The sequence below is a fragment of the Kangsaoukella pontilimi genome, assembly GCF_009830125.1.
In the GTDB taxonomy this organism is placed as follows: domain Bacteria; phylum Pseudomonadota; class Alphaproteobacteria; order Rhodobacterales; family Rhodobacteraceae; genus Kangsaoukella; species Kangsaoukella pontilimi.
In genome coordinates this window covers 634108-660919 of sequence record NZ_WUPT01000001.1, presented here as the reverse complement: position 1 = coordinate 660919, position 26812 = coordinate 634108, and the positions used below count along the sequence as shown (strand labels likewise).

The window sequence follows — 26812 nt, the reverse complement described above, 5'->3', positions numbered from 1 at the left end:
GGGGCGTCCACTTTGACGCCCATGTATTCCGATCTGGACAGCCTGATCGCCTGCCCGTCCTGCGACGCGCTTTACACCGCGAAACGCCCGGCCAAGGGTGAACGGGCGGCGTGCGCGCGGTGCCATACGGTGCTGATCGCACCCCGCCGGAATGCGGGCCTGAGGATCATCGCCTATGCGCTGGCCTCGCTTGTGCTGGTCATGGGCGCGCTGGCCTTTCCGTTCCTCGGGCTCAGCGTAGCGGGCCTCGGCAACAAGGCGACGCTGATCGACGCGGCGCTGGCCTTTTCCGAGGGGCCTTTCGTGATCCTATCCCTCGCGGTGGTGGCGCTGATCGTCTTCCTGCCGGCGCTCCGGCTCCTGCTGACGATCTATGTGCTCACGCCCCTCGTGCTCGACCGCCCGGCATGGCCCGGCGCCAAGCGCGCTTTCCGGTGGGCGGAACGGATCAAGCCGTGGTCCATGGCCGAGATTTTCGTGATCGGCTGCGCGGTGGCGCTGGTCAAACTGGTGGATCTGGCGCGGGTCGAACTTGGTCCCGCCTTCTGGATGTTCTCGGTTCTGGTCGTCCTTCTGGTGGTGCAGGACACATTGATGTGCAGGTGGTCGGTATGGCGCGCACTGAACCGCTAAGCGGCCCCATCGTCACGGCGCGCGAGGCGGGTCTTGTCGCCTGCACGCGCTGCACCCGCGTATGGCCCCTGTCCGAGACGCGGTGCGCGCGCTGTGGCTCGAAACTGGTCAGCCGGGACACCCAGAGCCTTCAGAGGGTCTGGGCGTGGTGGATCGCGGGGTTCATGGCCTATATTCCGGCCAATCTCTACCCGATGCTCGAGACGCGCACGCTGGTCTATAACCAGTCCGACACCATCGTCGGCGGCGTCATCGAGCTTGCCAGCCACGGCGCCTATGGCATCGCCTTCGTGATCCTTCTGGCATCGGTCGGCATCCCCATCGCCAAATTCGTGGCCATCGCCTTTCTGGCGCTGTCGGTCCGGCGCGGATCGCGCATTGGTCAGGTCCGCCGCCAGCAGGTCTACGAGGTGGTCGAATATATCGGGCGCTGGTCCATGATCGACGTTTTCGTCGTGGCAATCCTTGCCTCGCTGGTGCAATTGAACATCGTGGTGACGATCACACCGGGACCGGCGGCCCTGACATTTGCGCTTTCGGTCATTTTCACCATGCTGTCGGCCCAGGCATTCGATTCCCGGATGATCTGGGACCGGCAAGAGCAGGACGGAAAGGCCAAGGCGTGAGCGATACCCCCCCAGAGGTGCCCATCGAGGGCGCGCGCCAGAGTCTGTTCGAGCGTGCCTCCATCGTCTGGATCGTCCCGCTCGGCGCGCTTCTGATCGCGCTCGGCGTGGCCTGGAACGCCTATTCCGAGCGCGGCCCCCTGATCGAGATCAGCTTCGAGAATGCCGAGGGCATTGGCGCAAACGAGACCGAATTGAAATACCGGAACGTCTCGGTTGGCGTGGTCGAGGCGGTGCGCTTTACCGACACGCTCGACCGGGTGCTGGTCTCGGTCCGTCTGGACAAGGAGGTCGCCGCCTTCGTCGACGCGGAGTCCGAATTCTGGGTGGTCCGCCCAGAGGTGTCCGCCTCGGGTGTGTCGGGGCTTGAAACCGTCCTTTCGGGCGTCTTCATCGAAGGCGCGTGGGACAGCGAGATCGGCGAACCCGCCACCCGCTTCGAAGGGTTGGATGACGCGCCGGTCTTCACCCCGTCGAGCCGGGGTCTGAGGTTCGAACTCCGCACGTCCCGTCAGGAAGGACTGACCGACAACACGCCCATTCTCTACAAGGGGATCGAAGTGGGCCGCATCGGGTCCGCTCGCATTTCGCAGGACGGCCAGTGGATCTTTGCCGAGGCCATCATCTTCGAGCCTCATGACAGGCTGATCACCAGCGCCACGCGCTTCTGGGACACCTCCGGCTTTTCGCTGAACATCGGCCCGAACGGCGCCGAACTGGCCTTTTCCTCGGTCGCCTCTCTGATCTCGGGCGGCATCACTTTCGATACTCTGGTCTCGGGCGGGCAGCGCGTGCGAAGCGGCACCGTATTCGAGATCTTCCCTGACGAGGCCGCTGCCCGAAACAGCGTTTTCGAGGAGAACGACGGCACAACCGTGACCCTGTCGGCCATTTTCTCCGAGAATGTGAGCGGCCTCAGCACCGGCGCGCCGGTCGAATGGCGCGGCGTCCGCGTGGGCGAGGTGCTGAACGTCACCGGTCTGATCGACCCCGACCGCTTCGGGGACGAGCGCGTCCGGCTTCTTGTGGCAATGGACGTGCGCCCGGGCAGGTTCGGGCTTCAGGGTGATCAGTCCGAGGAAACGGCGCTCGCCTTTCTGGAAGAACGGGTAGAGGCCGGGCTGCGGGCGCGGCTCGCTACAGCGTCGATCCTGACCGGCGGTCTGAAGATCGAATTCGTTCAGGTCGAGGAACCGCCCGGAGAGGCGCGGCTCGAAGATGCCGACCCCTTCCCGCTCATGCCGGTGACAGATGCGGCCGTGAGCGACGTGACCGCCTCTGCGGAAGGCGTTCTGGAACGCGTGGCCGCGCTGCCGATTGAAGGGCTTCTGGACAGCGCGATCAACTTCCTCGACAGCGGCACGGCCTTTGTCACCAGCGAGAACGTGCGCGAGACGCCCGCCGAGCTGCGCGGCCTTCTGGCCGACGCGCGGGGCGTCATCGGCTCGGACGAGGTGCAGGCCATTCCGGGCGAGGTCGCGGCGATCCTCGGCGATATCCGCCTCGCATCGGCTGATCTGCGCCGGATCGTGACGGCGCTGGAAGAGGCCGACGCTGTCAGCCGGCTGGTGACGGCCATCGACGACGCAGGTGCGGCAGCGCGAAGCGTCGAGACCACGCTTAACGATCTTCAACCCCTGACCGACCGCCTCGTCGCTTTGGCAGACAAGGCGAACGCGCTGCCTCTGGAGGAACTTCTGGCCGAGGTCACTGGGCTGGCCGAGGACGGGCGCGGGCTGATCGCGTCGGACGCCGCGCAGGTTCTGCCCGAACGCTTCGGCGAGGCGCTCGACAGTCTGAACGCCATCCTGACCGATATCGACGAGGCGGGCGCCGCGGACCGCCTGACCGCCGCGCTGAGTGCTGCCGAGGATGCCGCGCGCGGGGTCGAAAACTCTGTCGCCGGTGTGCCGGAACTCGTGGAACGGATTGACGCCATCGCCGCCGATATCGGCACGGTGCCGTTTGAACAGGTCGCGAACGATCTCTCCGAGGTGCTGGCCACCGCGAACCGCCTGATCGGAGATGCCACCGCAGAACGCTTGCCCGCCGCGCTGGCCGGTGCCCTCTCTCAGGCCGAAGCGGCGCTTGCCGATCTGAACGAGGCCGGGATCGTCGCCACGGCCAACCAGACCCTGGAAGCCGCCGAGCGCGCCGCCGAGGCTGTGGCCGAGGCCGCAGACGGCCTGCCCCAACTCGTGGCCCGCGCCAATGCCGCTATCGCGCAGGCCGAGACCACGCTTCAGGGCTACCAGACAAACTCACCCTTCGCCCGCGAAGTGCAGACCGCGCTTCGCGATATCCAGGCCGCCGCCGATGCCGTGACCTCCCTGTCGCGCGCGCTGGAACGGCGCCCGAACTCGATCATACTGGGACGCTGAGCATGCCCCTTCGCCCGATCGCCCTTGCCATGGGGCTTGCCGTCCTGACCGCCTGCGGCCCGTCAGACACGTTCTACACCGCCCCCCAGACCGAAGTGACCGAGCGTATCCCTAGCCGCTATTCCAGCATCGAGGTGCTGGAGGTCTCGCTGCCGCTCTATGCCTCGGGCGAGGACGTGCTGGTTCAGAGCACGGGCGGCACGTTACAGGCGGGTGAGAACCTCTGGGCCGACGATCCGACCCGCGCCGTGACGCTGTCGCTGACCCGCGCCCTGACCGAGATCACGGGCGCGCGCGTCGCACCGTCGCCCTGGCCCTTCGACAGCTTCCCCGCCGCGCGCGTCGATGTCCGGGTCGAGCGCCTTCTCGCGGATGAGAGCGGGCGGCTGAATCTGTCCGGTCAGTATTTCGTGGCCGATCTCGACAGCCGCGCCCGCGACCGCGCCCGGCTCTTCGACCTGAGCACGCCCGTCTCGGACCCCGCCAACCTGTCCGAGCTTCTGGCCGCACGAAGCCGCCTCGTGGGCGATCTGGCAGTTATGATCGCGCGGGACGGTCTCGGGTAAGTGAACGGTTTTCGCTGTTCCCGGCCCGTCCGAGGCGCTAGGTTCAGCCCCTGACAGCAGCCGGGAGCCACAACCCTGACACGCAAACGCGACATTCGGCACGAAGCCGCGCGGCTGACCACCGGTCAGATCAACCGCCGTCGCTTCGTGATGTCGGCGCTTGCCACCGGCGTGACCATGCCCACCGCCATGTCGCTTGCCAGCCGCGCCGAGGCGGCGCAGCCCCGCGCGGGCGGGCATTTGCGGATCGCCGTCGCGCCCGGACCGGATGCCGACGCGCTTCTGGCCTTCGCCACGGGCAACGCCCTTGTCGAACGAACGCCCGAGGGCCGTCTGACCGGCGATCTCGCCGAAGCCTTCCATGCCGAAGAGAACGGCCGTGTCTGGCACGTCGCACTCCGGTCCGATGTGACCTTTCACGACGGCACGCCGCTCGACACCGGGACAGCACTTCGGGCCATGGCCTCGGTCGCCGCCCTGCCCGAGGTCGAGGCGCTGGCCGCCTCGGGGCCGCGTCACCTGATGATCCGACTGACGGCGCCCGATTCGCTCTTTGCCGAGCGTCTGGCCGAGCCCGCGCATGTGCTGCGCCTGCCGTCGGAAGATGGCACTTTACTTGGCACCGGCCCCTACCGCGTCGACCACAGTGCGCCGGACAAGATCCACCTCACGCGCCGCGCGGACGGCTACTGGAAACCGGGCCGCGCGAATGTGGACGAGGTAACGCTATCGTTCGTCGCGCTTCCCGCCGCCCGGCAGGCGGCGGTGATGAGCGGCGAGGTCGACTATGCCGCGCCGATCCCGCCCGAGACGGTCGCCTTTCTGAAGAACCTGCCCGGCATCGACCTGGCCGCGTCACGGGGCGCGACTGCTCTGATGGCGGGTGCCGCGGACACGACCGAAGGCGCCCGCGCGCTCGACGCCTTGCGGGGTGCGGTGCCGCGTGCCGACGTGCTGGGCCTTGTTCTTGCCGGTCAGGGCCGCCTTGGGGATGACACGCCCTGGCCCGTCGCTGACCGCTCCGCACCGGATGCCCCCGCCGTGCCACAGCGCGTCGGAGGCTCCTATGGCCTCGCTTCCGGGACAGAGACCACCTGGGCGCGCCAGCTCTCCGGCCTCGCCCGGGCACGAGGGCTGGACCTGACCGTGTTCGAGGGCGACGGCGCCGAGACCGCACCGCTCTATTCTCGCGTCATTCCCGCAGCCGAGATCGCCCGCTTGGCCTGGACGCCTGCTCTGGCCGCACGTTTCATGCGGGCGGAGAGCGACGCCTGCAACGCTCTCACAGGGTGCCTCTCGGCGGCGCGGGCCACGCTGGACGCAAAGGCGCGCGCCGCTCTTCTGGATGAGGCGCGCACGCATGTTGCCCGCTCTGGCCGGGTGTTTCTGCCTGCATGGTCCGATGGGCTGGCCGCCCATCGCACCGCGCTTCACCATGGCCGGATTCAGGCCGGTGCGCCCAATGACGGGCACAGGATGATCGAACGGTGGTGGTTCGCTTGAGCCTGCGCCGCCCCTGAAGGGCGGCACGACCGTTCGTCAGCTTCCGCCGTTCAGAAGCGCCGCCGAGACCGGCGCGAATTGCACGCTGTCGGCCCGGTCGCCCTGCATCCACTCGTTGACCGCCTGAACCGTCGCGGGCGCGGTCCTGCCCACAAGGATCACGGGACGGTCGGTCCGTGCGCGGAAGGCGGCGCGGTCCATGGCGCGCGCGATCTGTTCCTCGTTCTGCCCCTGGCTGTCGATATCGCGGAAGATCAAACCCGTCGCGACCCCTGCGCGGCCGGCGCGCTGATGCGCCGTGTTCAGACCGCGCGGGAAGGTGATCAGACCATGACCGGTTGCCGTCACCACGTCCACGACCTGCGCGACCGCATCCCTGTCGGACTGGAAGCTGTCACCGGAATTGTCCATCAGCGCGACCGCTTCGGGCACCGTGTCGAGGTTCACGCGTAGCGCGACTTCGACGTCCTGCGGGGTCGCGCCGAAGGGCAAGGAAGGTATCATCACCACCTCGCGCCCGGCGGCGCGGTAGGCCTGAGCGATCTCGGCGGCGGCGACACTGCCAGCGTCGACGGCAAAACCCACGCTGAATGGCAGCCGCTGGATCTCGGCGCCGCTCGGCACGCCGTCGCCCTGATGGACAAGTACAAGCGACACGATGGGACGGAGCGGATCGACCGCGAAGTCCTGCCGCCAGGCATCGAGAGCGGGTCCGCCCTCGTCATCATCATCGTCGGGCGTAAGGGGCTGAGGCGCCGGCGTGATGGCGGTTCCGGGCAGCCGGCGCACGACCGGCAGGCTGTCCTCCTCGCTGGCAGGTGCGGGCGCTTCGGTTTCCGGCTCGGGTGCGGCGGCGGCTTCGATCCTCGGCAGGCGGTCCGTCTCGACATCGGTGTCGATGCTGCCGATCTCGTCGACCGGCTGGAAGAAGCTGCCTTCGCCACCATCGACACGGATCGTCGCCTGACCCGAAGGGCCTTCGACCGGAGGCGTCATGAAGGACGGCGCGTCGCCGGTCTCGGGCGCAGGCGCGGTGGCCGTGTCGCCCTGGATGGGAAGCGATACCTCGGGTTCCGGCTCGGCCTCGGCCAGCGGCTCGGAGGCCGCGCTGTTCTCTTCGGACGGGGTCACGATGTCGGGGCTGTCGCCCATGTCCGGCGCGACAAGGCCCGCCACAGGCTCGTCCGCGATCTGGGGTGCAGGCGAGGCGACCTCGGGTGCAGGCGCAGGGGCCGGCGCCTCGGTCGCGCGCTCGGGTGCGGGCAACGGCGCATCCGGTTCGCCCAGTTCGGGGCCCGGCGCGGCGATCCCGCCGCTCTCGCCCTGCCCCGGTCCGGTCACATCGATCTCGGCCTCTTCCGCAATATCCGGCAATTCGCCCAGCCCGCCGGGCGCGTCCAGCGTCGGCTGCGGCACCTCGAGCGACGAGGTGTCGAAACGCGGCGGTTCCTCGACCAGGTCCGGGGGCGCGGCCACACCGCCTGCCACCTCGCCCGAGGGGCGCGTCTCGACCTCGGGCACGACCGGTTCGGTTTCGGGCCGGGCCTGATCGAATTCCGATCCGGCGGGCACCTCGACCGGCACGGCTTCGGGGCGCGGAAAGCTCAATTGCTGCCGCTCCATCGTGACGTTGGAGACCAAAAGGATGGACGCGCCGACAATGGCGCCCCAGAAAATGCCTGCGAGAAAGCCGCGACCCAACGCTCTCTCCTTTGCTCTGCCCAATTCTATTGGGTGCCTTGACGATGCCCGGCACCTCTGGCCAAGTATACAGGCCGTTCCGGCGGCTGACACCCCATAACTGCACTTCGACCGCTCGGACACGCAACATGCTGCTTCTTATCGACAACTACGACAGCTTCACTTTCAATCTCGTGCATTATCTGGGCGAGTTGGGGGCCGAAACCGCCGTTTACCGCAACGATGCGCTCGATGTGCAGCAGGCGATGGCGCTCAATCCGTCGGGCATCATCCTGTCGCCCGGCCCCTGCGACCCCGACCGCGCGGGGATCTGCCTTGCGCTGACCGAAGCAGCCGCCGAGACGGGCACGCCGCTTCTGGGCGTCTGCCTTGGCCACCAGACCATCGGTCAGGCCTTCGGGGGCAAAGTGGTGCGCGCGGGCGAGATCGTACATGGCAAGATGGGCGCGATGCACCATTCGGGCGACAGCGTCTTCCGCGGCCTGCCCTCGCCCCTCGCCGCCACCCGCTATCACTCGCTGGTGGTCGAGCGCGAGACGCTACCCGATACGCTCGAGGTCACGGCATGGCTTGAGGACGGCACCATCATGGGCCTGAAACACAAGGAGAAGCCGATCCATGGGGTACAATTCCACCCCGAGTCGATCCGCTCCGAGCATGGCCACGCGATGCTGAAGAACTTCCTCGACCTCGTTCCGGTGCCGGCATGAGCGACCGCCTGAAACCGCTGATCGCCGCGGCCGTCGACCGGCCGCTCACCCGCGACGAGGCCGAAGCCGCCTTCACCGCGCTCTTCGAGGGCGAGGCGACGCCCAGCCAGATGGGCGGGCTTCTGATGACGCTCCGCACGCGGGGCGAAACGGTCGAGGAATACGCCGCCGCCGCAGCCGTCATGCGCCGGAAGTGCAAGCCCGTCAAAGCGCCCGAAGGCGCGATAGACATCGTCGGCACGGGCGGCGACGGCAAGGGAACGCTCAATATCTCCACCGCGACCGCCTTCGTCGTCGCAGGGGCCGGCGTCACCGTGGCCAAGCACGGAAACCGGAACCTGTCGTCCAAGTCGGGTGCGGCGGATGCGCTGACCCAGATGGGCATCAACGTGATGGTCGGCCCGGAAGTTGTTGAAGCCGCTCTGAAAGAAGTGGGCATCGGCTTCATGATGGCGCCCATGCATCACCCGGCCATCGCGCACGTTATGCCGACACGGGCCGAGCTTGGGACGCGCACGATCTTCAACATCCTAGGGCCGCTGACCAACCCCGCCGGGGTGAAACGGCAACTGACCGGCGCCTTCTCGGTCGAGATGCTGATGCCCATGGCCGAGACGCTTCGCTCGCTCGGGTCCGAGGCTGCGTGGCTTGTCCATGGCTCGGACGGCACAGACGAGATCACGATTACCGGGGTGACCGAAGTGGTCGAGCTGAAGGACGGCGAGATCACCTGCCTGGAGGTTCACCCCGAAGAGGCGCATCTGCCCGTCCACCCGTTCGAGGCGATCATGGGCGGCACGCCCGAGGAAAACGGCCGGGCCTTCCGTGCGCTACTGGCGGGCGAGACCGGCGCCTATCGCGATGCGGTTCTGTTGAACGCGGCAGCGGCGCTTTTGATCGCGGGCGAAGTGGCCACGCTGGCGTCAGGCGTAGACATGGCCGCGCAGTCGATTGACAGCGGCGCCGCCCGCGAAAAGGTCGAGGGTCTGGCCCGCGTCACGAGCGCGGGCTGATCCGCGGTCTTCAGGAGCGCTGCAGGTCCTTGCTCCAGTGAAAATTTTGGCTGCAGAGCGCGACAAGGCGCAGCGCCGTTCCGCCGACGGTGATCACATCGCCGTCACGCAGCCCCGTCGGCGCGTCGCTCTGGACCCCGTTCACGCGTAGCCGCGCGCCCTCGGGACAGGACAGCACGAAACGATGATGCGCCTCGTCATAGTTCAGAACGGCGTGGCCCTCGGCATGGACGGCATCGTCGCCATGTTCCAGCCGAACGGTCTGTCCGGCGCCAGAGCCGATGTGAGACACGCCCCGTTCCAGCGGGTACCAGTCGCCCGTGCCCGGCCCTTCGACAATGACGAGCCAGCCGTAGGGAAAGCGCGGCCGCACGCCGGTCTGGGCGGCGGGCGCATTCGCGGGGGCTGTGGGCGCAACGGGTGCGGCGGGCGTCGCGGAGGCCGGTGCGGCGGCCGGAGCCTGGCGCGGCATGGCCTGTTTCGACGACGGGGCCGGCGATGCCCGCCCGCCCGGTGCCACGTCCTTCTTGGTTCCGACCTTGTCCATCCACGAGGAATCCGGCGGATTGACTGGCTTCTCCCGCGGTGCAAGCACCTCTTCCGGGACGCTCTGGTGGATAATGGCCTTGTCTTTCTTCGGTTTTTTCGGGCTGGATCCCGCCCCCTCATCCGAACTGCGCCGTCCAATAAGTCGTTCAAAAATCGGCATGACTGCCTCCGCTCCTGTTGCGCCAATACGCGCGCTTGCCGGTAAAATGGCCCGGAAATCTGACGAAACGAGGGCTGCCGGGCGGCGATACGACGATCCCGCCGCGCCTGTGACCCGCGCGCATCGCCTACCACCAGTTGCCGCCATCTTGTCCGGCAGCGTCCTAGCGGCTACTCCCGCGTCTATGACCGACGACCTCGCCCGCCTCGGCCCATGGCGCGATCTGCCCTTTTTCCATCTCGTCTGGCCCGACCTGCGAGGCCTGGTCGGCGAAGACGCGCTTCCGCCCGCGCCCATGCGTTTCCGCGCGCTGGAGATGACGCCACCCGATGCCGTGCGGGTGCTGATCCTCGGTCAGGACCCCTACCCGACGCCCGGCCATGCCAACGGGCTGGCCTTTTCGGTCACCGCCGACACACCGCTTCCCCGCTCGCTGACGAATATCTTCCGCGAGATGGAAGACGATCTCGGCCATCGCCCCGGCACCGGAGACCTGTCCGGCTGGGCCGATCAGGGCGTTCTGCTTCTGAACACCGCGCTTTCGACACCGCCCGGTCAGGCCGGCGGACACGCGCGGCTGGGCTGGCAGCGGCTTGCGGAAGAGGTGCTCGACCGGCTGAACGACCGGCCCCGCGCCGCGCTCCTCTGGGGCAATCATGCCCGCGCATTCGCGCCACGCCTCAGCCACCCCGATCACCTGATCCTTGAGAGCGCGCATCCCTCGCCCCTCTCCGCACGGCGCGGCTTTTTCGGCTCGCGCCCCTTCAGCCGGATCAATGACTGGCTGGCGGCGCGGGGTGAGGCCCCCATCGACTGGACGGCAACCGAGACCTGACGCGGCCCTTCCCCGCTTTTCACCGCCTTCGGATCGGGTTATTTCACCCCCATGACAACCGTTCTCGACCGCATCAAGAGCTACAAGCTCGACGAAATCGCCGCCGCAAAGGCCCGCGTTCCCCTGTCAGAGGTGGAAGACGCCGCCCGCGCGCAGACGCCGGTGCGCGGCTTTGCCGACGCCCTCGCCACGGCCAGCGCCACCGGTTACGGCCTGATCGCCGAGATCAAGAAGGCGAGCCCGTCCAAGGGCCTGATCCGCGCCGATTTCGACCCGCCCTCTCTGGCCCGCGCCTATGAAGCGGGTGGCGCGACCTGCCTGTCGGTCCTGACCGACACGCCCTCCTTTCAGGGCGCGCCCGAGTTCCTGACCGCCGCCCGCGAAGCCGTGTCGCTGCCGTGCCTCCGGAAGGATTTCATGTACGACACCTATCAGGTCGCCGAGGCGCGCGCCTGGGGCGCCGATTGTATCCTGATCATCATGGCGAGCGTCACGGATGCGCAGGCAAAAGAACTTGAAGATTGTGCCGTAAACGACTGGAATATGGACGTTCTGGTCGAGGTGCATGACGAAGAGGAGCTCGACCGCGCGTTGGCGCTGTCCTCGCCGCTTCTGGGCGTCAACAACCGCAACTTGAAAACCTTCGAGACCGATATCGGCACCACTGAGCGGCTGGCCAAGGGCGTGCCCGAAGGCAAGATGCTGGTTGCCGAGAGCGGACTTTTCACCCCTGCCGATCTGGCGCGGCTGGCCGAAGCCGGGGCGCGCACCTTCTTGATCGGGGAAAGCCTGATGCGGCAGGATGACGTGACCGCCGCAACACGCGCCATTCTCGCCGACCCTCTGCCGGTTCGGGGCGCGGCATGACCGGCGGCCTGACCCATTTCGACGCGGCCGGTCAGGCCCATATGGTGGATGTGTCCGACAAGGCCGTGACCGACCGGATGGCAGTGGCTGAAGGCTATGTCAGGATGTCACCGGAAACCCTTGAAATCATAACAAGTGGCACCGTCAAGAAGGGCGACGTGCTGTCAGTGGCGCGGCTGGCCGGGATCATGGGCGCCAAGCGCACGGCTGACCTTATCCCGCTCTGCCATCCGCTGCCGGTGACCAAGGTCTCGCTTGAGCTCGATGTCGCCGCCGACCGGCCCGGCATCCGCGTGGAGGCGACCGTCAAGACCAGCGGCCAGACCGGCGTAGAGATGGAGGCGCTGACCGCCGTGACCACCGCCTGCCTGACGATCTACGACATGGTGAAAGCCGTGGAAAAGGGCATGGTGATCGAGGATATCCGCCTGCTTCTGAAAGATGGCGGTAAATCAGGACGTTACGAGGCGCGCCCGTGATCTCGGTCTCCGAGGCGCTGGACAAGGTTCTGGCCCTCGTCACACCGCTTGCCCCGGAGACTGTCGATCTGAGGCACGCTGCGGGGCGTGTGCTTGCAGCAGATATCGTCGCCACGCGGGACCAGCCGCCTTTCGCAGCGTCCGTGATGGATGGCTACGCGGTACGGAACGCCGATGTTGTGGCGGGCGCAAAGCTCCGCGTCATCGGCGAGGCCGCCGCCGGTCACCGCTTTGACGGCGCTGTGGGACAGGGAGAGGCCGTCCGCATCTTTACCGGCGCGCCGGTGCCGGACGGGGCCGACCGGGTGATCATACAGGAAGACGTCCACCCTGATGGCGACAGTATCACGCTATCGGATGCCATGGACTCCTCCATGTATATCAGACCCTTGGGCACTGACTTTAAGGTCGGGGACCGTATCGCCGCCGGACGCCGCCTGACCCCAGCCGACGTGGCCCTTGCCGCGTCGATGAACGTCCCTGAACTGCAGGTCGCCCGACGCCCCGATGTCGCCCTGATCGCCACAGGCGATGAACTCGTCATGCCAGGCGAAACGCCCGAAGACAGTCAGATCATTGCCTCCAACGCCTTCGGTCTGGCCGCCATGCTGGAAGCCGAGGGCGCCCGCGTCCGGCTGCTGCCGATCGCGGGCGACAGCGCCGAAGCGCTGGCCTCCGCCTTCGATCTGGCGAAGGGTGCTGATCTGGTTGTGACCATCGGCGGCGCATCGGTGGGAGACCACGACCTTGTCGGTCAGGTCGCCGCCGGTCTGGGTCTCGACCGATCCTTTTACAAGGTGGCAATGAGGCCGGGCAAACCGCTGATGGCCGGACGGCTGGGCGACATGCCGATGGTCGGCCTGCCCGGAAACCCCGTGTCTTCAATGGTTTGCGGGCATATCTTCCTTCGGCCCTCAATCCGCGTCTTTCAGGGGCTGCCGGCCGCATCCATGCCGCGCGAGACCGCAAGGCTGGCCGTGCCGGTCGAGGCGAACGGTCCCCGCGAACATTACATGCGGGCGGCGCTCAAGCCGGATGGCACCGTGACGGTTCTGGAACGGCAGGACAGTTCGCTTCTGAGCGTGCTCGCCTCTGCCGATTGCCTCGTCGTCCGCGCGCCGCACGATCCCGCCCGAGAGGCAGGCGACGAAGTTGCGATCGTCCGGCTCTGATGCAAGCGCTTGACACAAAACGAGAACGCTTATAGAACATCCCCTGAACAGATGCGCCTGAACGCATGATCGAGCAGAGGAGGTTCGCGCGAATGCTGACCCGTAAACAACTGGATTTGCTGGAATTCATCCACAAGCGCCTGCAGCGCGACGGCGTTCCGCCTTCGTTCGACGAAATGAAAGAAGCGCTCGATCTGCGTTCGAAATCCGGCATTCACCGCTTGATCACGGCGCTTGAGGAACGCGGCTTCATCCGCCGCCTCGCCCATCGGGCGCGCGCCATCGAAATCGTGAAGCTGCCCGAGGCGATGGAAAGCGGCGAGACCTTCGTGCCCCGCGTCATCGACGGCGACAAGCGCGCGGCGCCCGCTGCCGCCATGCCGGTCGGCGGATCGGGCGCCACGGATTTGCCCGTCATGGGCCGGATCGCGGCGGGCGTTCCCATCGCCGCCATCAGCGAGGTGCAGAACCACGTAGCCGTCCCCGGCTCGATGCTATCGGGCAAGGGTCATCACTACGCGCTCGAAGTGAAGGGCGACTCGATGATCGACGTGGGCATCAACGACGGCGATATCGTCGTCATCCGCGAGACGTCGACGGCCGACAACGGCGACATCGTCGTCGCGTTGGTCGAGGATCAGGAAGCCACGCTCAAGCGGTTCCGCCAGCAGGGCAACACTATCGCACTCGAAGCTGCCAACCCGGCCTACGAGACGCGGCTCTACCGCGACGATCAGGTCAAGGTGCAGGGCCGTCTTGTCGGGCTGATCCGCAGCTACTGAGACCAGGGGCGTCCCGGCCCCTGCCCGCGCGCCGTCTCGATCCGCGGCGCGCCGCTCTCGTCGAAGAACACCGCCACTGCCCCGCTTCGCGCGAGGCTTTTCGGGTCATGGACCACGCAGCCGGGCGGCGCATCAACCGGCTGGTTGACGATCACCACACCTTCGGCGCAGCGTGCCAGCGCCTCTTTCGCGCCCGCCTTGCCGGTGCCGTGCAAGAGCCTGAGCGACCCGGTATCGTAGACCCGCACCCGCCCTTCCAGACGCCAGCCGCCCCGCGCGGCGGCAGCGTCCTGAGCCGCACCATCCCCGTCATTTTCAAGCCAGTTCGACACCGCGAAACCGTCTCCCCGCGGACGTGACACCGCGCGCCCCTCAGCGGTGAGCACCCCGACCTGCCCGCCGCTTTCGGCCACCAGAATGTCGGGGCGTTCCGCCAGGCTCCAAAGCACAAGCGCCGCACCGAGCGGCATTGCCGCTGCCGCCCTCAAGCGACCCTTCAGTCCCGCCACCATCGCCCCGCCAAGCGCGATGAGCGGCAGCACCCAAGGCCCCGGCGCCCAGACCTGACTGAGCGCGCCGGGCCAGTCCGCGATCCGGTCGGACACCGCCAGTATCCAGAGGATGCCCGGCTCCATCAGTTTCAGCCCCAGAACCGACAACCCAAGCGGCCAGAGCACCGCCGCCAGCACCGCCGCAGGCATGATGACGAGGCCCATGAGCGGCACCGACAAAAGGTTCGCCAGCAGCCCGTAATGCGGCACCTGGTTGAAATGCGCCGCCGCGATGGGGGCCGTCGCGATCCCCGCCACGGCAGAGGACAGCGCCACGCCGCCCGCATAGCGTACGGCCTTCGGCCAGCGGCTTTCCGACCAGTCGCGCTCGCGCATCCACCCATAGACCGCAACCAGCGCGGTGGTCGCGGCGAAGGACATCTGAAAGCCGGGGCCGAGCAGCGTCTCGGGCCGGAGCGTCAGCACGACGAGCGCCGCCAGCGCGACCGAGCGCATCGACACCGCCTGACGGTCCGCCAGCACGGCAAGAAACATCACCGCCACCATGATGAAGGCCCGCTCGGTCGCGACGTTGTTGCCCGAGATGGCCAGATAGGCCGCGCCCGACATCAGCGCGGCCACGGCAGCGATCTTCTTCGTGGGCCGCCTCAGCGCAAGCCCGGGCACCAGTGCCATGCTGATCCGGAGCGCCGCGAAGACGAACCCCGTCAGCAGCCCCATATGCAGGCCCGAGATCGCCAGAAGGTGGGCGAGGTTCGTGGCGCGCAGATTCTCCAGCGTCGCTTCGTCCAGCGCCGAGCGGTCACCGGTGGTGATCGCGGCGGCGAAGGCGCCCGCGCGCCCCGGCAGATCGGCGCGCACCCGGTCGGCCATTGCCATCCTCAGGCGCAGAATGCGCAGCGCGCCCGGCTCGGCGGCGAGGAATTCCAGCGCGGGGCTCCGCGTATAGCCCACCGCACCAAGGCCCAGATACCAGGCGTGGCGGCGAAAGTCGTACCCCCCCGGCTCAACCGGACCGCCCGGAGGCGACAGGTGCCCGGTCAGAACCACCGTCGTGCCGGGGCCAGGGCGCGGCAGCCCGTCCTGTCCATGCAGCGCCACGCGGACGCGCCCCGGCGTGCGTTCGGGCGGCACATCGCGCAGCCGTACACGGTCCAGCGTCAGCCGCACCGCGTCCGATTGCGAGCGGTCGATGGCGACGACCCGGCCCTCGACGGGCCCATAGTAGCGGAAGGTCAGCACGTTATCGGCCACCGCCGAGGTCCGCGTGCCCGCGATCAGAAAGCCAAGCGCGGGGATCAGCAGGCATAGCGTCAAGGGTCGCCAGACCGGTCCCAGAACGGCCGACAGGACGCCTGCGAAGGCCGTCAGCGCCCCTGCCATCAGCCACTCTGCCGGGGCAGGCTCAAACGGCAGCGCAAAGTACAGACCGATCCCCGCGCCATAGAGCACCGCGACCCACGGAAAAAGCGTGCCCCGATGCGTATCGAACGTCTGTATGAGCCGTTGAAGACGCGGCACCCTTGTCACCCTTCCATGGCCGGACTACACCCTCGGCACGCTATCCAGATCATGCTTTCCAAGTGGTTAAAGCCACCTGTTCAATTTCCCGGAGTACCCGCCGATGCCCTCAGGTTCCGTCGTCACACGTTTCGCTCCCTCGCCGACCGGTTACCTCCATATCGGCGGAGCGCGCACGGCGCTTTTCAACTGGCTCTACGCCCGCGCGAAGGGCGGCAAGTTCCTGCTCCGGATCGAGGATACCGACCGCGCCCGCTCGACGCCCGAGGCGACCGAGGCGATTTATCGGGGTCTGAAATGGCTGGGGCTCGACTGGGACGGCGACGCGATCAGCCAGGCCGCCCGCGCTGACCGCCATGCCGAGGTCGCGCGCCAGATGCTCGAGAGCGGCGCGGCCTACAAGTGTTTCTCGACGCCGGAGGAAATCGAAGCCTTCCGCGAGACGGCGCGCGCCGAGGGCCGCTCGACGCTCTTTCGCTCGCCCTGGCGCGACGTGCCGGAAAGCGAACACCCCGACGCGCCCTATGCGATCCGCGTGAAAGCCCCCCGCGACGGCGAGACGGTCATCCATGACCGTGTGCAGGGCGATGTGACGATCCGGAACGATCAGCTTGACGATATGATCGTTCTCAGGTCCGACGGCACCCCGGTCTACATGCTGGCGGTTGTCGTGGACGACCATGATATGGGCGTGACCCACGTGATCCGAGGGGACGACCATCTGAACAACGCGGCCCGCCAGATGCTGGTCTACAACGCCATGGGCTGGGACGTGCCGGTCTGGGCGCATATCCCCCTCATCCACGGCGAGGACGGCAAGAAACTGTCCAAGCGCCACGGGGCGCTCGGTGTCGAGGAATGGCAGGCCGAGGGCTATCCTGCGGCGGGCATGCGGAACTATCTCGCCCGTCTCGGCTGGAGCCATGGCGACGACGAGTTCTTCACCACCGAACAGGCCATCGAATGGTTCGACCTCGACGGAATCAAGAAATCACCCGCCCGGTTCGACACCAAGAAACTCGCCAATCTCTCGGGCCAGCACATCGCCATCATGGACGATGCTGCACTCGTAGCGGAAATGCAGGATTTTCTGGCAGCATCGGGCGCCGAAACCCTGTCCGAGGCGCAAATGGACGCAGTCGGCCGCGCCATGTACTGCCTCAAGGACCGGGCCCGGACCTATCCGGAACTTCTTGAAAAGGCTCACTTTGTTCTGACGGAACGCCCTATTGTCCCGGACGAGAAATCGGCCGCGCAGCTCGATGCGGTATCCCGTGGTATACTGTCCGAATTGACGCCGCACCTGCAAAATGCTAGCTGGGATCGCGAGACGCTGGAAGGGGTCGTTCAGGCCATAGCAGAGGCACATGGAACCAAGCTCGGCAAGCTGGCCGGGCCGCTTCGGGCCGTGCTGGCAGGACGCTCCGTTTCACCGAGTGTATTCGACATGATGCTGGTCCTCGGCCGCGATGAAACTCTTCTGAGGCTCGCGGACGCAACCGGTTAACCGGCCCTAAACAGAGGCCGGACAAGACGCTTCACCGCGCTCCCTGCCCGGGCGCGGACCATCAACGACCCGCTTGCGGGCCCGAGACACAGGGACGACCATGGCCGACACGAAGAAATCCGCTACGCTCACCATCGACGGCAAGAACTACGAACTGCCCGTTCTGTCTCCGACCGCGGGCCCCGATGTGATCGACATCCGCAAGCTCTATGCGCAGGCGGACGTGTTCACCTACGATCCCGGCTTCACGTCGACCGCGTCCTGCGACTCGACCATCACCTTCATCGACGGCGACAAGGGCGAGCTGCTGCACCGGGGCTATCCCATCGACCAGCTCGCCGAGAAGTCGCATTTCCTCGAAGTGGCCTATCTGCTGCTTTACGGCGAACTGCCGTCCGCCGACCAGCTTGAGGATTTCGAGAGCCGCGTGACCATGCACACGATGCTGCATGAGCAGATGGTCAACTTCTTCCGCGGCTTCCGCCGGGACGCGCATCCGATGGCGGTCATGGTGGGTGTCGTGGGCGCGATGTCGGCCTTCTATCACGACTCGACCGATATCTCGGACCCCTGGCAGCGCGAGGTCGCCTCGATCCGCCTGATCGCCAAGATGCCGACCATCGCGGCATGGGCCTATAAATATCATATCGGTCAGCCCTTCGTGTATCCGAAGAACGACCTCGATTACGCGTCGAACTTCCTGCGCATGTGTTTCTCGGTCCCGGCCGAGGAATATGTAGTGAACCCGATACTCAGCCGCGCGATGGACCGTATCTTCACGCTCCACGCCGACCACGAGCAGAACGCGTCCACATCGACGGTGCGCCTTGCCTCGTCCTCGGGCGCGAACCCGTTCGCCTGCATCGCCGCAGGCGTCGCCTGCCTCTGGGGGCCGGCCCATGGCGGCGCGAACCAGGCCTGTCTGGAAATGCTGCGCGAGATCGGCTCGGTCGATCGCATCCCCGAGTTCATCGAGCGCGCCAAGGACAAGAACGATCCGTTCCGCCTGATGGGCTTCGGACACCGTGTCTACAAAAATTTCGACCCGCGCGCGAAGGTCATGAAGCAATCGGCGGACGAGGTGCTCGACCTTCTGGGCGTCGAGAACAACCCGACGCTTCAGGTCGCCAAAGAACTGGAGCGGATCGCGCTCGAAGACCCGTATTTCAAGGAAAAGAAGCTCTACCCAAACGTGGATTTCTATTCCGGCATCATCCTCGACGCGATGGGCTTCCCGACCTCGATGTTCACGCCCATCTTCGCACTCGCGCGCACGGTGGGCTGGATCAGCCAGTGGAAAGAGATGATCGCGGACCCGCAGATGAAGATCGGCCGTCCGCGCCAGCTTTACGTGGGCGAGACGGCGCGCGACTACGTCGACGTCGAGGACCGCTGAGGGGGCGCTGCCCCCTCGCCCCTCCGGGGCTCACCCCCGGAGTATTTCCAAACAGAAGAAAGCCCGCGTTAACCTTAATATCTGTTAAGGTTAACGGCCCGACCTTTTTTGGGTCCGGAAAATCCTCGGGGGGAGTCGCCCGTCAGGGCGGCGGGGGGGCAGACAGCCCCCCTCTTTGTTTGACGCGCGCGCCACCGCCGGAATTGACATGGGCGCCAGCCGGTCCACTTCATTTTCTATGAGGAGATCACTCGCCGCCTTCGCCCTTGCCACAGTGCTGACGACTCCCGCCGCGGCGCTCGACCTGAAACTGCTCGACCGCTATTCGCTGAACCGGCCTGCCAGTCTCGACTACGATCCGGCCTTCTGTGGTCTCTGGATCGCGAATGAGGGGCCGGAGGTCATTCTGGTCACGCTGCAGGGCGAGGAACTCCGGCGGTTCGGTTCCGACCTGTCACGAATCAAGGCGATTTCCATCGAGGGCAACGACCTGATCGTAGCGGATGGCGACGGGATGTTTCAGCGCCTCACCAAGTCCGGACAGGTCCTCGGTGCACCGTTTCAGGTCTCCACCGGCTGGGCCGACACGGAGGGCATTGCGGTCGATGCCGACGGCACCCTCATCACTGTCGAGGACGATCCCGAATGGCTGAGCTGGCTCTCGCCGGATGGAACCATGATCCGCCGGATCGACACGACCACATTCGACCCGCCGATCTACGAGGCACAGGGGATTGCGCGCGATCCGCGCACAGGTCACCTGCTGATCGTCGACGACATGGAGGGCTCGAACAGCCTTTTCGAGTTCGATGCCGAGGGCCGGCTTCTCGCCTCGCAATCGCTGATCGAGTTCGGCTTGGACCCCGAGGGTATTGCGCTTCGCCCCGGATCTGACGAGCTTTTCATCGCCTTCGACAGCGGCGCGGCGATCGCAAGTTTTGCCTACACCCCAACGCTGCCCGAAGGCGCCGAGCCATTGCCGCCCGGCGCCGATTGCATGATGTTCTAGCGGCCTTCGAAGCCGGCCTTCCGCTTCTCGACGAAGGCCAGAACGCCTTCGCGGAAATCCCGCGTCTTGCCGCACTGGCCTTGCAATTTCGCCTCGGCCAGGAGCTGTTCGTCATAAGTACGGTTGAAGCTGCCGCGAAGCGCCTCCTTCATGCTGGTATAGGCGACAGTCGGACCGTTCGCCAAAGCCTCGGCACGGGCGCGCCAATGCGCCGCGAAACGGTCATCGGCCACCGCTTCCCAGATCATGCCCCAATCGGCCGCCTGCCTTGCAGTGACCGGCTCGGCGAAGAGCGCTGCGCCCATGGCGCGCTGAAAACCTATCTGGCGCGGCAGCCAGTAGGTGGCGCCCGCATCCGGCATCAGGCCGATCCGAGCGAAGGCCTGAAGGAAGACTGCGCTTTCGGTCGCGATCACCACGTCGGCAGCGAGCGCAAGGCTGGCGCCGGCCCCAACCGCTGCGCCGTTCACCGCCGCGATCACCGGCAGCGGGCTGTCGGCGATGGCCTTGAGCATGGGGTTGTACTCGTCACGAAGCGTCCTCTCGAGATCGGCGGAGGCAAGCGTGGCCCCTCCGCCCAGATCCTGACCCGAGCAGAATGCATTGCCGGTCCCGGTCAGCACGATCACCCGCGCATGACGCTCGGCCGCCTTGACCGCATCCAGAATCTCGGCCCGCATCTGCGTGTTGAGCGCGTTCATGACCTCGGGCCGGTCCAGCGTGATCACCGCGACGCCGGCGTCGATGTTCAGGCGGATGGTGCTGTATTCCATCGGAATGTCCTCTCGCTTCGTTGACACCGAGATAAGTGAACGAAACGGTTCGGAAAAGAGCGACGGGACGTCACTCGCCGATTAATTCCTTGAGCCGCGCCTTTTCTTCTTCGCTGAGAGATGCATTCCCGGCCACGGGACGGTTCCGGCGAAGATAGAGCGCCGCGATCAGAAGCGCGAAGAGAAGCGCCGCGGGACCTGCAATCCAGAGGATCAGGGTCGAGCCCGTCGCGCGCGGTGCGAGCAGGACGTATTCGCCGTAGCGCGCCACAACGAAGTCGATGATTTCTGCGTCCGTGTCGCCCGCCACGAGACGTTCGCGCACCAGAAGCCGCAGATCTCGGGCGAGGTCGGCGTTGGATTCGTCGATATTCTCGTTCCGGCAGACAAGACAGCGCAGCCCCTTGGAAAGTTCGCGCGCTCGTTCCTCGAGAACCGGATCGTCCAACACCTCGCCCGGCTCCACGGCGAAAGACGGCACCGACAGAAGCACCCAGATCAGAAGCGCGCGAACGATGCTCATTCCGCTGGAACCCCGCCCGTTGGCGCGGCAGGCCGCCGGACACCTGCCGCAACGCGGTAGCGGCGGTCGGTCAGGGACAGGACACCGCCCAGAGCCATGATGATCGCACCTGCCCAGATCCAGTTGGCAAATGGCTTTATGAAGGTCCGAACGGCCCAGCCGCCGCCTTCTTGCGGGTCGCCGATGACCACGTAGAGGTCACGGAACACGCCATTGTCGATCGCCGCCTCGGTGGTGGGCATCCCCGCCACGGGGTAGATGCGCTTTTCCGGCGTCAGACGCGCAACCTCGCGCCCGTCGCGCGCAAGCGAGATTTCGGCCATGGTCGAGATGTAGTTCGGCCCCTGCACCCTGCGGACACCTTCCAGCGTCACGTCATAGCTCGCCACGCGGAAGGTCTCGCCCTCGCGGGCGACGCGGATATCCTCGACCTGCCAGGCGGTCAGGAAGGCGATCCCGATAAAGGTGATGCCAAGCCCTGCATGGGCCACGACGCGGCCCCAGTCGGCACGCGGCAGCCGGAGCACCCGGCCGATCTTTCCCGAGAGATCGCCGCGCCCGGTTCTGAGCCAAAGGTCCGCCGCCGCGCCGAAGACAAGCCACGCGCCAAGGAACGCACCCACCGGTGCGATCAGCGTTCCGCCTGTGCCAAAGACCCACGCAAGTGCCGCCACCACGAAAGCCGCCGCAAGCGCCGCCCAGAGCGGGCGCATGACCTTGCTCACGGACGCGCGCTTCCAGGGCAGGATCGAACCGAGAGGCAGCAAAAGCGCCAGCGCCATCATGAAGGGAGTGAAGGCCGCGTCGAAAAACGGCGGTCCGACCGACAGCTTCCGGTCCCAGATCATCTCGGCCACGAGGGGCCAGATGGTGCCGAGGAAGACCACGAAAGTGGCCACCGCCAGAAGCAGGTTGTTCGCCACCAGCGCGCTTTCCCGGCTGACCGTGCTGAAGACGCCTTTGGCCTGCATGCCGCCCGCGCGGGCGGCGTAAAGCGTCAGCGCGCCGCCCATGAAAATGGCCGTGATGATCAGCAGGTAAACGCCCCGCTCGGGGTCATTCGCGAAGGCATGCACACTCGTCAGCACGCCCGAGCGCACGATGAAGGCACCGATCAGAGAGAACCCGAAGGCGAGGATGGCAAGAAGGATCGTCCAGCTTTTCAGCGCCTCGCGCTTTTCGACCACGATGGCCGAGTGCAGAAGCGCGGCGGCGATGAGCCACGGCATGAAGCTTGCATTCTCGACCGGATCCCAGAACCAGAAACCGCCCCAGCCAAGCTCGTAATAGGCCCACCAGGACCCGAGCGCGATGCCGATGGTCAGGTTGAGCCAAGCCAGTAGTGTCCAGGGCCGCACCCACCGCCCCCAGGCCGCGTCCACGCGCCCCTCGATCAGGGCGGCCACAGCGAAGGAAAAGCTCATCGAGAGGCCGACATAGCCGATATAGAGGAACGGCGGATGAAAGGCCAAGCCGGGATCCTGCAGAAGCGGGTTCAGATCCTGCCCGTTCAGAGGCGGGTTAACGAGGCGGAGGAACGGGTTCGACGTGAAGATCAGGAAGGCGAGGAACGCCACGCCGACCGACGCCTGCACGCCCAGCACGCGCGCCTTCAGCCGGTCAGGCAGATTGCCCCCGAACCACGCCGCCAGTGCGCCGAAAAAGGCCAGGATCAGACACCAGAGCAGCATCGAGCCCTCGTGGTTCCCCCAGACGCCGGTGACCTTGTAAAGCATCGGCTTGTCGGTATGGGAATTGGCTGTAACCAGACGTACCGAGAAGTCCGACGCAACAAAGGCCCATGTAAGCGCCGCGAAAGAGAAGAGTAGCAGCGCGAATTGCACGGTGGCGGCAGGCTCCGCGACGGCCATCCAGCCGCGCCAGCCTTTATGCGCGCCGACCAGCGGCAGAACGGTCTGTGCCAGTGCAACGACCAGCGCAAGAATAAGGGCGAAATGTCCGAGTTCCACTATCATGGGCGGAGATTAGACGCCGCCGCGCGCCCCGCCAAGAGGACGGGACGCTTGGTCGCGGGGAAATGATCTCAGAAGACGATCTGAATCAGGACCGACACCGACACCGCCCCCAGGACCGGCATCAGAAAGCTCAGACGCGGCGCGCCAAAGGACCGCCCGATCACCGCGAAATGCAGCACCGCGCCGCAGAAATAGAGCGCCAGAAAGACAAACAGTGCCGCGCTGTCCACCATCGCCGCCGGTGCCTCCATCAGCCGGTAGACCCACCACCAGCCCAGAACGCTCGACGCGCCCGCCCATGTGAAGGACATGCCAAGCGCCAGGGGCGTCGCCCTCCGCGCCCAGAGCCAGAGAAAGGTCAGCGAGATCATCGCCGCCATCATCGTCAGAGCGCCATAGGCGGTCTGATAGACGATGTCATAGCCCAGCCAGGCATCGCCCGAGAGAAATGCCGCAAGGATCGTGATCAGGATCAGAATGGCTTGTGTCATCGCTTCAGCGCCTCTTGTAATGCGCAGTCCAGCCGCTCGGCGGCTTCGGTATTCCGGTCGAGCGCGTCCTGCAGGCGCCGCCCGATCAGGAGTGCTCTCAGTTTCTGCCAGATGGTCCGCATCGCCCCGCCCCTTAGCCCCGTGGCATCCGCTCGCGGATCACCGTGGCGATCTCGGTCAGAACCAGCGCATTCTTGTCCAGAACCGAGCGTGTCGCCTGATCCTTCTGCAGGTCCCGCCAGAGCAGAAAGAAGACCAAGAGCACCCACGGGCCATGCTCGGCAGCAAGGCGCGCGAACACGTCACCGCTCATGGCGCGCCCTCCATTCCTGGACCGCCGCGTTGGCGTCGGGCGCGACGTGCTGCTGTGCGGCCATGAGGCCGGCAGACTGTGCCGCCGCCGCCTCGATCTTTCGCGCCAGTGCAAGGCTACCCGCCATATCCTTCTGGAAGTCCTGATTTTTCGTCTGGTGACGTGCGCCAAAGTAAAAGCTCACGATAGCGCCCATCAGCCACCAGAGCGCTTCAGGGATCAGTGCAATCCCCTGCATGCGCTCCGCGAACCAGACCGGCTCGGCCATGGCCGCGACGAACAGCCCGATCGTCCCGAAGGCCAGCATGGGCCTCGGCAGACGGTTCAGCCCGTCAACCGCACGGTCGAACCAGCCGCGCTTCGGCAATGCGAATTCCGCCGCGAACTGCCCCAGCGCCGCTGCGGCCCGCGCCGCATCCCGCGTCTCGGACGCCTCGGCATTCGGTCGGAAGACCTCGACGGTCTCACGGACCGCGTTTCGCCCGCCCCCGAACAAGAGCGCCATAAGCGTCCCGATCAGTCCCATGCCGCCACCCGTGCTGCATGTTCCGCCGCGCTCAGATGATAGCGGGGATGAATGAACTCTTCGGCCCTTGTGATCCAGCCGCCCTTCCCGCCATCGCGGCGGCGGGCAAACTTCCGGCTTGCGGGGCGCCTGTCGGCAAGGCGGTAGTAGAAATTCCGCCGCTCGATTCCGTAGGCATCGACGAAATGCTCGGGCGCATTGCGGAACGCGCCCGCCGCCGCTGCCTCGGTCCGCTCTCCGATGATGCCGTCTTCCTCGGTCGGATGCCCGAACGCGCCACACAGTCGCTGCAGGATACGCACCGCCTCGCGGCCGGCGTTCACCTGCATGTCGAAAACACTGGGCTGCACCGGGACGGGCAAGCGGTGAAGGCCCGGACCGCGGAAATACTCCGTCACGAAAATCCGCCGCGCCGCGGATCGCGTCAGACGCCGCACATCCGCCGCCCCGACCTTGCCATCCCCGGTCAGATCCAGACCAAGCCGGCGCATCGTGCCGACCGTTACCCCGTATTTGGTGGCACCGCCCGGATCGTCCGGATCGTTTACGAAGCCGCCTTCCCGCGCGATGATCTCATCGGCAATCTCTTCCACCGAACGCATGTCCGCCCCCGCCTGTCACGTCGGGGGTCACGCTCGCTGAAAAGGGTTAATGGGTCCGATACTAACCGTTCGGCTCCTGATAGACGCCCTGCTCCTTCAGCGCGTCGATCACCTCGGCCGGCATGTAGGTCTCGTCGTGGCGGGCAAGAATCTCGGTCGCCTGAAAGACGCCGTCGATATAGCGCCCAGTGCCGACCATGCCCTCACCTTCGCCGAACAGGTCCGGCAGGACGCCCGTGTAGGCGACGGGCACCGACGCGCCGCCATCGGTCACACGAAAGGTGATCGTCTCACCCTGACCACGCACCAGGCTGCCCTCCTCGACCAGTCCGCCGATCCGGAAAAGCTCGTTGGGCGGCGGCGGCGTTTCGGCCACCTCGGAAGGCGAACGGAAAAACTGCAGCGCATCCGGCGCCGCGATGTAGAACGCACCGAACGCCGCGACCATCGCAATCGTCGCCAGCACGATGATCTGAATGCGGCGCTGCTTCTTCAAGCCCTTCATGACAGCCCCCTCACATTGGCCGTTAAGACTTCGCGCGTCTTCTTCTGTTCGAAAATACTCTGGGGGAGCACTAGGGGGCAACGCCCCCTCGCTCCTGCCGGGCGCGGCATCGCGTCCGACCACCGCGACCGCGAAGCGGGCGCAAAACCTGTCACGGGAAAACCGGCGCTGCCATCAGCCCCGCCGTCTCTTCCACACCCAGCATCAGGTTGGCGTTCTGAACAGCCTGTCCCGCCGATCCCTTGGTCAGGTTGTCGAGCACCGCGACCACGGTGGCCCGCCCGTCGATCCGGTCGCCCACCACGCCGATATGGCAGAAATTCGAGGCGCGGACGTCCTTCATCTGCGGCACCTCGCCCATCGGCAGAACCCGGATGAAGACCTCTTCGGCATAGGCCGCCGTCAGCGCCGCATGGATGGCCTCGGGATCACCGCTGACGTAGTTGGTCAGCAGGATACCCCGCGTCGCCGGGATCAGGTGCGGCGTGAACTGCACGCGCACCTCGCGCCCGGCGATGGCGGAAAATTCCTGATCGAACTCGCCCAGATGACGGTGCGTGCCGCCCATGGAATACCCCTTCACGTTCTCGAAGAGCTCCGAGAACAAAAGATGCTCCTTCAGCGAGCGTCCGGCACCTGACGCGGCGGCCTTGAGGTCCATGACGATCCGGTCAAGGTCGATGACCCCCGCCGCGATCAGCGGGCGAAGCGCGAACTGCCCGGTGGCCGCGTTGCAGCCGGTGCCCGCAACAAGGCGCGCTGCGCGGATCTCTTCGCGATAGAACTCGGTCAGCCCATAGACGGCCTCAGCCTGCTGATCGAGCGCCTGATGCGCCCCGCCGTACCACCTGGCATAGGCCTCCGGGTCGCGCAGCCTGAAATCGGCGGACAGGTCCACGACCTTCAGGTCTTTCGGCAAATCCCGGATCACCGCCTGGCTGGTGGCGTGGGGCAGTGCGCAGAAGGCCAGATCGACGCCTGAGAAGTCGATATCTTCGATGGTAACCAGATCGGGAAGATCGAGATGGCGCAAATGCGGATAGACCGACGACATCGGCTGACCGGCCTTTCGGTCGCCCGACAGCGCCACGATCTCGAATGTCGGATGCGTGGCAATAAGCCGGATTAGTTCGGCGCCGGTGTATCCGCTGGCGCCCAGAATGGCGATTTTATGGGACATG

28 protein-coding genes are annotated in these 26812 nt (G+C 66.3%); 15 read left to right on the top strand and 13 right to left on the bottom strand.

The window, feature by feature from the left end; genetic code table 11:
* The first annotated feature begins 21 nt into the window (after positions 1 to 21).
* The 5 genes from GQ651_RS03385 to GQ651_RS03365 all read left to right on the top strand — a co-directional run bounded on the left by GQ651_RS03385 (position 22) and on the right by GQ651_RS03365 (position 5709).
* The gene (locus GQ651_RS03385) at positions 22 to 633 is read left to right on the top strand and encodes a paraquat-inducible protein A (protein WP_160762798.1); all 612 of its coding nucleotides are present in this window, start codon (positions 22 to 24) and stop codon (positions 631 to 633) included.
* Positions 612 to 1259 carry a paraquat-inducible protein A gene (locus GQ651_RS03380; RefSeq protein WP_160762797.1) on the top strand — a complete coding sequence of 216 codons (648 nt, stop codon included), beginning with the start codon at positions 612 to 614 and terminating at the stop codon, positions 1257 to 1259. The genes GQ651_RS03385 and GQ651_RS03380 overlap by 22 nt, the downstream gene beginning before the upstream one ends.
* Positions 1256 to 3640, top strand: coding sequence for a PqiB family protein (locus GQ651_RS03375; RefSeq protein WP_160762796.1), 2385 nt, complete (start codon positions 1256 to 1258; stop codon positions 3638 to 3640). The genes GQ651_RS03380 and GQ651_RS03375 overlap by 4 nt, the downstream gene beginning before the upstream one ends.
* A 2-nt stretch (positions 3641 to 3642) precedes the next feature.
* Complete coding sequence (locus GQ651_RS03370; RefSeq protein WP_160762795.1) at positions 3643 to 4206, top strand: PqiC family protein; 564 nt, start codon at positions 3643 to 3645, stop codon at positions 4204 to 4206.
* Positions 4207 to 4356: 150 nt separating this feature from the next.
* Positions 4357 to 5709, top strand: a complete 1353-nt coding sequence (locus tag GQ651_RS03365; RefSeq protein ID WP_160762794.1) for an ABC transporter substrate-binding protein — start codon at positions 4357 to 4359, stop codon at positions 5707 to 5709.
* A gap of 36 nt (positions 5710 to 5745) precedes the next feature.
* On the opposite strand, the gene GQ651_RS03360 is transcribed toward GQ651_RS03365, so the two are convergent.
* Positions 5746 to 7410, bottom strand: a complete 1665-nt coding sequence (locus GQ651_RS03360; protein ID WP_160762793.1) for a divergent polysaccharide deacetylase family protein — start codon at positions 7408 to 7410, stop codon at positions 5746 to 5748.
* A gap of 128 nt (positions 7411 to 7538) precedes the next feature.
* Between GQ651_RS03360 and GQ651_RS03355 the strand changes: the two genes are divergently transcribed.
* Together GQ651_RS03355 and trpD are read left to right on the top strand one after the other, a co-directional pair.
* Positions 7539 to 8120, top strand: a complete 582-nt coding sequence (locus tag GQ651_RS03355) for an anthranilate synthase component II (RefSeq protein WP_160762792.1) — start codon at positions 7539 to 7541, stop codon at positions 8118 to 8120.
* On the top strand, positions 8117 to 9133 hold the full coding sequence (gene trpD / locus GQ651_RS03350) for an anthranilate phosphoribosyltransferase (protein WP_160762791.1): 1017 nt from the start codon (positions 8117 to 8119) through the stop codon (positions 9131 to 9133). The genes GQ651_RS03355 and trpD overlap by 4 nt, the downstream gene beginning before the upstream one ends.
* A gap of 10 nt (positions 9134 to 9143) precedes the next feature.
* Here the strand turns inward: trpD and GQ651_RS03345 are convergent, their stop codons facing one another.
* Entirely contained in the window at positions 9144 to 9680 is a 537-nt protein-coding gene (locus GQ651_RS03345; protein WP_160762790.1) for an FHA domain-containing protein, read from the bottom strand.
* Between the two features lie 346 nt (positions 9681 to 10026).
* Here GQ651_RS03345 and GQ651_RS03340 point away from each other — a divergent pair, with 346 nt between their 5' ends.
* From GQ651_RS03340 to lexA, 5 genes are all read left to right on the top strand, one after another.
* Positions 10027 to 10677 carry a uracil-DNA glycosylase gene (locus GQ651_RS03340; protein ID WP_160762789.1) on the top strand — a complete coding sequence of 217 codons (651 nt, stop codon included), beginning with the start codon at positions 10027 to 10029 and terminating at the stop codon, positions 10675 to 10677.
* A gap of 51 nt (positions 10678 to 10728) precedes the next feature.
* Positions 10729 to 11544, top strand: coding sequence for an indole-3-glycerol phosphate synthase TrpC (gene trpC / locus GQ651_RS03335; RefSeq protein WP_160762788.1), 816 nt, complete (start codon positions 10729 to 10731; stop codon positions 11542 to 11544).
* Positions 11541 to 12023 (top strand): cyclic pyranopterin monophosphate synthase MoaC, encoded by a 483-nt coding sequence (moaC, locus tag GQ651_RS03330; protein ID WP_160762787.1) that lies wholly within the window; start codon positions 11541 to 11543, stop codon positions 12021 to 12023. The genes trpC and moaC overlap by 4 nt, the downstream gene beginning before the upstream one ends.
* Positions 12020 to 13195, top strand: coding sequence for a molybdopterin molybdotransferase MoeA (locus GQ651_RS03325; protein WP_160762786.1), 1176 nt, complete (start codon positions 12020 to 12022; stop codon positions 13193 to 13195). Before moaC ends, GQ651_RS03325 begins: the two co-directional genes overlap by 4 nt.
* A 92-nt stretch (positions 13196 to 13287) precedes the next feature.
* Positions 13288 to 13977, top strand: a complete 690-nt coding sequence (lexA, locus tag GQ651_RS03320; RefSeq protein WP_160762785.1) for a transcriptional repressor LexA — start codon at positions 13288 to 13290, stop codon at positions 13975 to 13977.
* Here the strand turns inward: lexA and GQ651_RS03315 are convergent.
* Positions 13971 to 16010: a ComEC/Rec2 family competence protein gene (locus tag GQ651_RS03315; RefSeq protein WP_160762784.1), complete on the bottom strand. Its 2040-nt coding sequence runs from the start codon at positions 16008 to 16010 to the stop codon at positions 13971 to 13973. The two genes, lexA and GQ651_RS03315, sit on opposite strands and share 7 nt — an antisense overlap.
* Positions 16011 to 16113: 103 nt before the next feature.
* On the opposite strand from GQ651_RS03315, the gene gltX reads away from it, so the two are divergent.
* The 3 genes from gltX (at position 16114) to GQ651_RS03300 (ending at position 19922) form a co-directional block, all read left to right on the top strand.
* Complete coding sequence (gene gltX, locus GQ651_RS03310) at positions 16114 to 17517, top strand: glutamate--tRNA ligase (protein ID WP_160762783.1); 1404 nt, start codon at positions 16114 to 16116, stop codon at positions 17515 to 17517.
* A gap of 100 nt (positions 17518 to 17617) precedes the next feature.
* Positions 17618 to 18913 carry a citrate synthase gene (gene gltA, locus GQ651_RS03305; protein ID WP_160762782.1) on the top strand — a complete coding sequence of 432 codons (1296 nt, stop codon included), beginning with the start codon at positions 17618 to 17620 and terminating at the stop codon, positions 18911 to 18913.
* Between the two features lie 238 nt (positions 18914 to 19151).
* Positions 19152 to 19922, top strand: a complete 771-nt coding sequence (locus GQ651_RS03300; protein WP_160762781.1) for an SdiA-regulated/phytase-like domain-containing protein — start codon at positions 19152 to 19154, stop codon at positions 19920 to 19922.
* On the opposite strand, the gene GQ651_RS03295 is transcribed toward GQ651_RS03300, so the two are convergent.
* From GQ651_RS03295 to argC, 10 genes are all read right to left on the bottom strand, one after another.
* Complete coding sequence (locus GQ651_RS03295) at positions 19919 to 20695, bottom strand: enoyl-CoA hydratase-related protein (protein ID WP_160762780.1); 777 nt, start codon at positions 20693 to 20695, stop codon at positions 19919 to 19921. The genes GQ651_RS03300 and GQ651_RS03295 overlap by 4 nt on opposite strands.
* 70 nt (positions 20696 to 20765) lie before the next feature.
* Positions 20766 to 21218, bottom strand: a complete 453-nt coding sequence (locus GQ651_RS03290; RefSeq protein WP_160762779.1) for a cytochrome c-type biogenesis protein — start codon at positions 21216 to 21218, stop codon at positions 20766 to 20768.
* Positions 21215 to 23194 (bottom strand): heme lyase CcmF/NrfE family subunit, encoded by a 1980-nt coding sequence (locus GQ651_RS03285; RefSeq protein ID WP_160762778.1) that lies wholly within the window; start codon positions 23192 to 23194, stop codon positions 21215 to 21217. The genes GQ651_RS03290 and GQ651_RS03285 overlap by 4 nt, the downstream gene beginning before the upstream one ends.
* A 68-nt stretch (positions 23195 to 23262) precedes the next feature.
* Positions 23263 to 23685 carry a hypothetical protein gene (locus tag GQ651_RS03280; protein ID WP_160762777.1) on the bottom strand — a complete coding sequence of 141 codons (423 nt, stop codon included), beginning with the start codon at positions 23683 to 23685 and terminating at the stop codon, positions 23263 to 23265.
* Entirely contained in the window at positions 23682 to 23807 is a 126-nt protein-coding gene (locus tag GQ651_RS18875; RefSeq protein WP_264464679.1) for a hypothetical protein, read from the bottom strand. Before GQ651_RS18875 ends, GQ651_RS03280 begins: the two co-directional genes overlap by 4 nt.
* 11 nt (positions 23808 to 23818) lie before the next feature.
* Positions 23819 to 23998, bottom strand: coding sequence for a hypothetical protein (locus GQ651_RS03275; protein ID WP_160762776.1), 180 nt, complete (start codon positions 23996 to 23998; stop codon positions 23819 to 23821).
* Entirely contained in the window at positions 23988 to 24524 is a 537-nt protein-coding gene (locus GQ651_RS03270) for a holin family protein (protein WP_160762775.1), read from the bottom strand. The genes GQ651_RS03275 and GQ651_RS03270 overlap by 11 nt, the downstream gene beginning before the upstream one ends.
* A complete protein-coding gene (locus tag GQ651_RS03265; RefSeq protein WP_160762774.1) occupies positions 24515 to 25126 on the bottom strand; it encodes a holin-associated N-acetylmuramidase in 612 nt (203 codons plus the stop codon). Before GQ651_RS03265 ends, GQ651_RS03270 begins: the two co-directional genes overlap by 10 nt.
* 61 nt (positions 25127 to 25187) lie before the next feature.
* Positions 25188 to 25631, bottom strand: a complete 444-nt coding sequence (gene ccmE / locus GQ651_RS03260; RefSeq protein ID WP_160762773.1) for a cytochrome c maturation protein CcmE — start codon at positions 25629 to 25631, stop codon at positions 25188 to 25190.
* A gap of 151 nt (positions 25632 to 25782) precedes the next feature.
* Positions 25783 to 26811, bottom strand: coding sequence for an N-acetyl-gamma-glutamyl-phosphate reductase (gene argC / locus GQ651_RS03255; protein ID WP_160762772.1), 1029 nt, complete (start codon positions 26809 to 26811; stop codon positions 25783 to 25785).
* Position 26812: the final 1 nt, after the last annotated feature.

Excerpts from the sequence above, each read along its gene's own strand:
- GQ651_RS03270 (WP_160762775.1), bottom strand. The coding sequence starts at position 24,524 with ATGGGACTGATCGGGACGCTTATGGCGCTCTTGTTCGGGGGCGGGCGA.
- argC (WP_160762772.1), bottom strand. The coding sequence starts at position 26,811 with ATGTCCCATAAAATCGCCATTCTGGGCGCCAGCGGATACACCGGCGCC.
- GQ651_RS03265 (WP_160762774.1), bottom strand. The coding sequence starts at position 25,126 with ATGCGTTCGGTGGAAGAGATTGCCGATGAGATCATCGCGCGGGAAGGC.
- GQ651_RS03370 (WP_160762795.1), top strand. The coding sequence starts at position 3,643 with ATGCCCCTTCGCCCGATCGCCCTTGCCATGGGGCTTGCCGTCCTGACC.
- GQ651_RS03285 (WP_160762778.1), bottom strand. The coding sequence starts at position 23,194 with ATGATAGTGGAACTCGGACATTTCGCCCTTATTCTTGCGCTGGTCGTT.
- lexA (WP_160762785.1), top strand. The coding sequence starts at position 13,288 with ATGCTGACCCGTAAACAACTGGATTTGCTGGAATTCATCCACAAGCGC.
- GQ651_RS03355 (WP_160762792.1), top strand. The coding sequence starts at position 7,539 with ATGCTGCTTCTTATCGACAACTACGACAGCTTCACTTTCAATCTCGTG.
- GQ651_RS03290 (WP_160762779.1), bottom strand. The coding sequence starts at position 21,218 with ATGAGCATCGTTCGCGCGCTTCTGATCTGGGTGCTTCTGTCGGTGCCG.
- gltA (WP_160762782.1), top strand. The coding sequence starts at position 17,618 with ATGGCCGACACGAAGAAATCCGCTACGCTCACCATCGACGGCAAGAAC.
- GQ651_RS03340 (WP_160762789.1), top strand. The coding sequence starts at position 10,027 with ATGACCGACGACCTCGCCCGCCTCGGCCCATGGCGCGATCTGCCCTTT.
- GQ651_RS03385 (WP_160762798.1), top strand. The coding sequence starts at position 22 with ATGTATTCCGATCTGGACAGCCTGATCGCCTGCCCGTCCTGCGACGCG.
- GQ651_RS03300 (WP_160762781.1), top strand. The coding sequence starts at position 19,152 with ATGAGGAGATCACTCGCCGCCTTCGCCCTTGCCACAGTGCTGACGACT.
- gltX (WP_160762783.1), top strand. The coding sequence starts at position 16,114 with ATGCCCTCAGGTTCCGTCGTCACACGTTTCGCTCCCTCGCCGACCGGT.
- trpC (WP_160762788.1), top strand. The coding sequence starts at position 10,729 with ATGACAACCGTTCTCGACCGCATCAAGAGCTACAAGCTCGACGAAATC.
- GQ651_RS03380 (WP_160762797.1), top strand. The coding sequence starts at position 612 with ATGGCGCGCACTGAACCGCTAAGCGGCCCCATCGTCACGGCGCGCGAG.
- GQ651_RS03275 (WP_160762776.1), bottom strand. The coding sequence starts at position 23,998 with ATGAGCGGTGACGTGTTCGCGCGCCTTGCTGCCGAGCATGGCCCGTGG.
- GQ651_RS03345 (WP_160762790.1), bottom strand. The coding sequence starts at position 9,680 with ATGGACAAGGTCGGAACCAAGAAGGACGTGGCACCGGGCGGGCGGGCA.
- GQ651_RS03295 (WP_160762780.1), bottom strand. The coding sequence starts at position 20,695 with ATGGAATACAGCACCATCCGCCTGAACATCGACGCCGGCGTCGCGGTG.
- GQ651_RS03365 (WP_160762794.1), top strand. The coding sequence starts at position 4,357 with ATGTCGGCGCTTGCCACCGGCGTGACCATGCCCACCGCCATGTCGCTT.
- moaC (WP_160762787.1), top strand. The coding sequence starts at position 11,541 with ATGACCGGCGGCCTGACCCATTTCGACGCGGCCGGTCAGGCCCATATG.
- trpD (WP_160762791.1), top strand. The coding sequence starts at position 8,117 with ATGAGCGACCGCCTGAAACCGCTGATCGCCGCGGCCGTCGACCGGCCG.
- GQ651_RS03280 (WP_160762777.1), bottom strand. The coding sequence starts at position 23,685 with ATGACACAAGCCATTCTGATCCTGATCACGATCCTTGCGGCATTTCTC.
- ccmE (WP_160762773.1), bottom strand. The coding sequence starts at position 25,631 with ATGAAGGGCTTGAAGAAGCAGCGCCGCATTCAGATCATCGTGCTGGCG.
- GQ651_RS18875 (WP_264464679.1), bottom strand. The coding sequence starts at position 23,807 with ATGCGGACCATCTGGCAGAAACTGAGAGCACTCCTGATCGGGCGGCGC.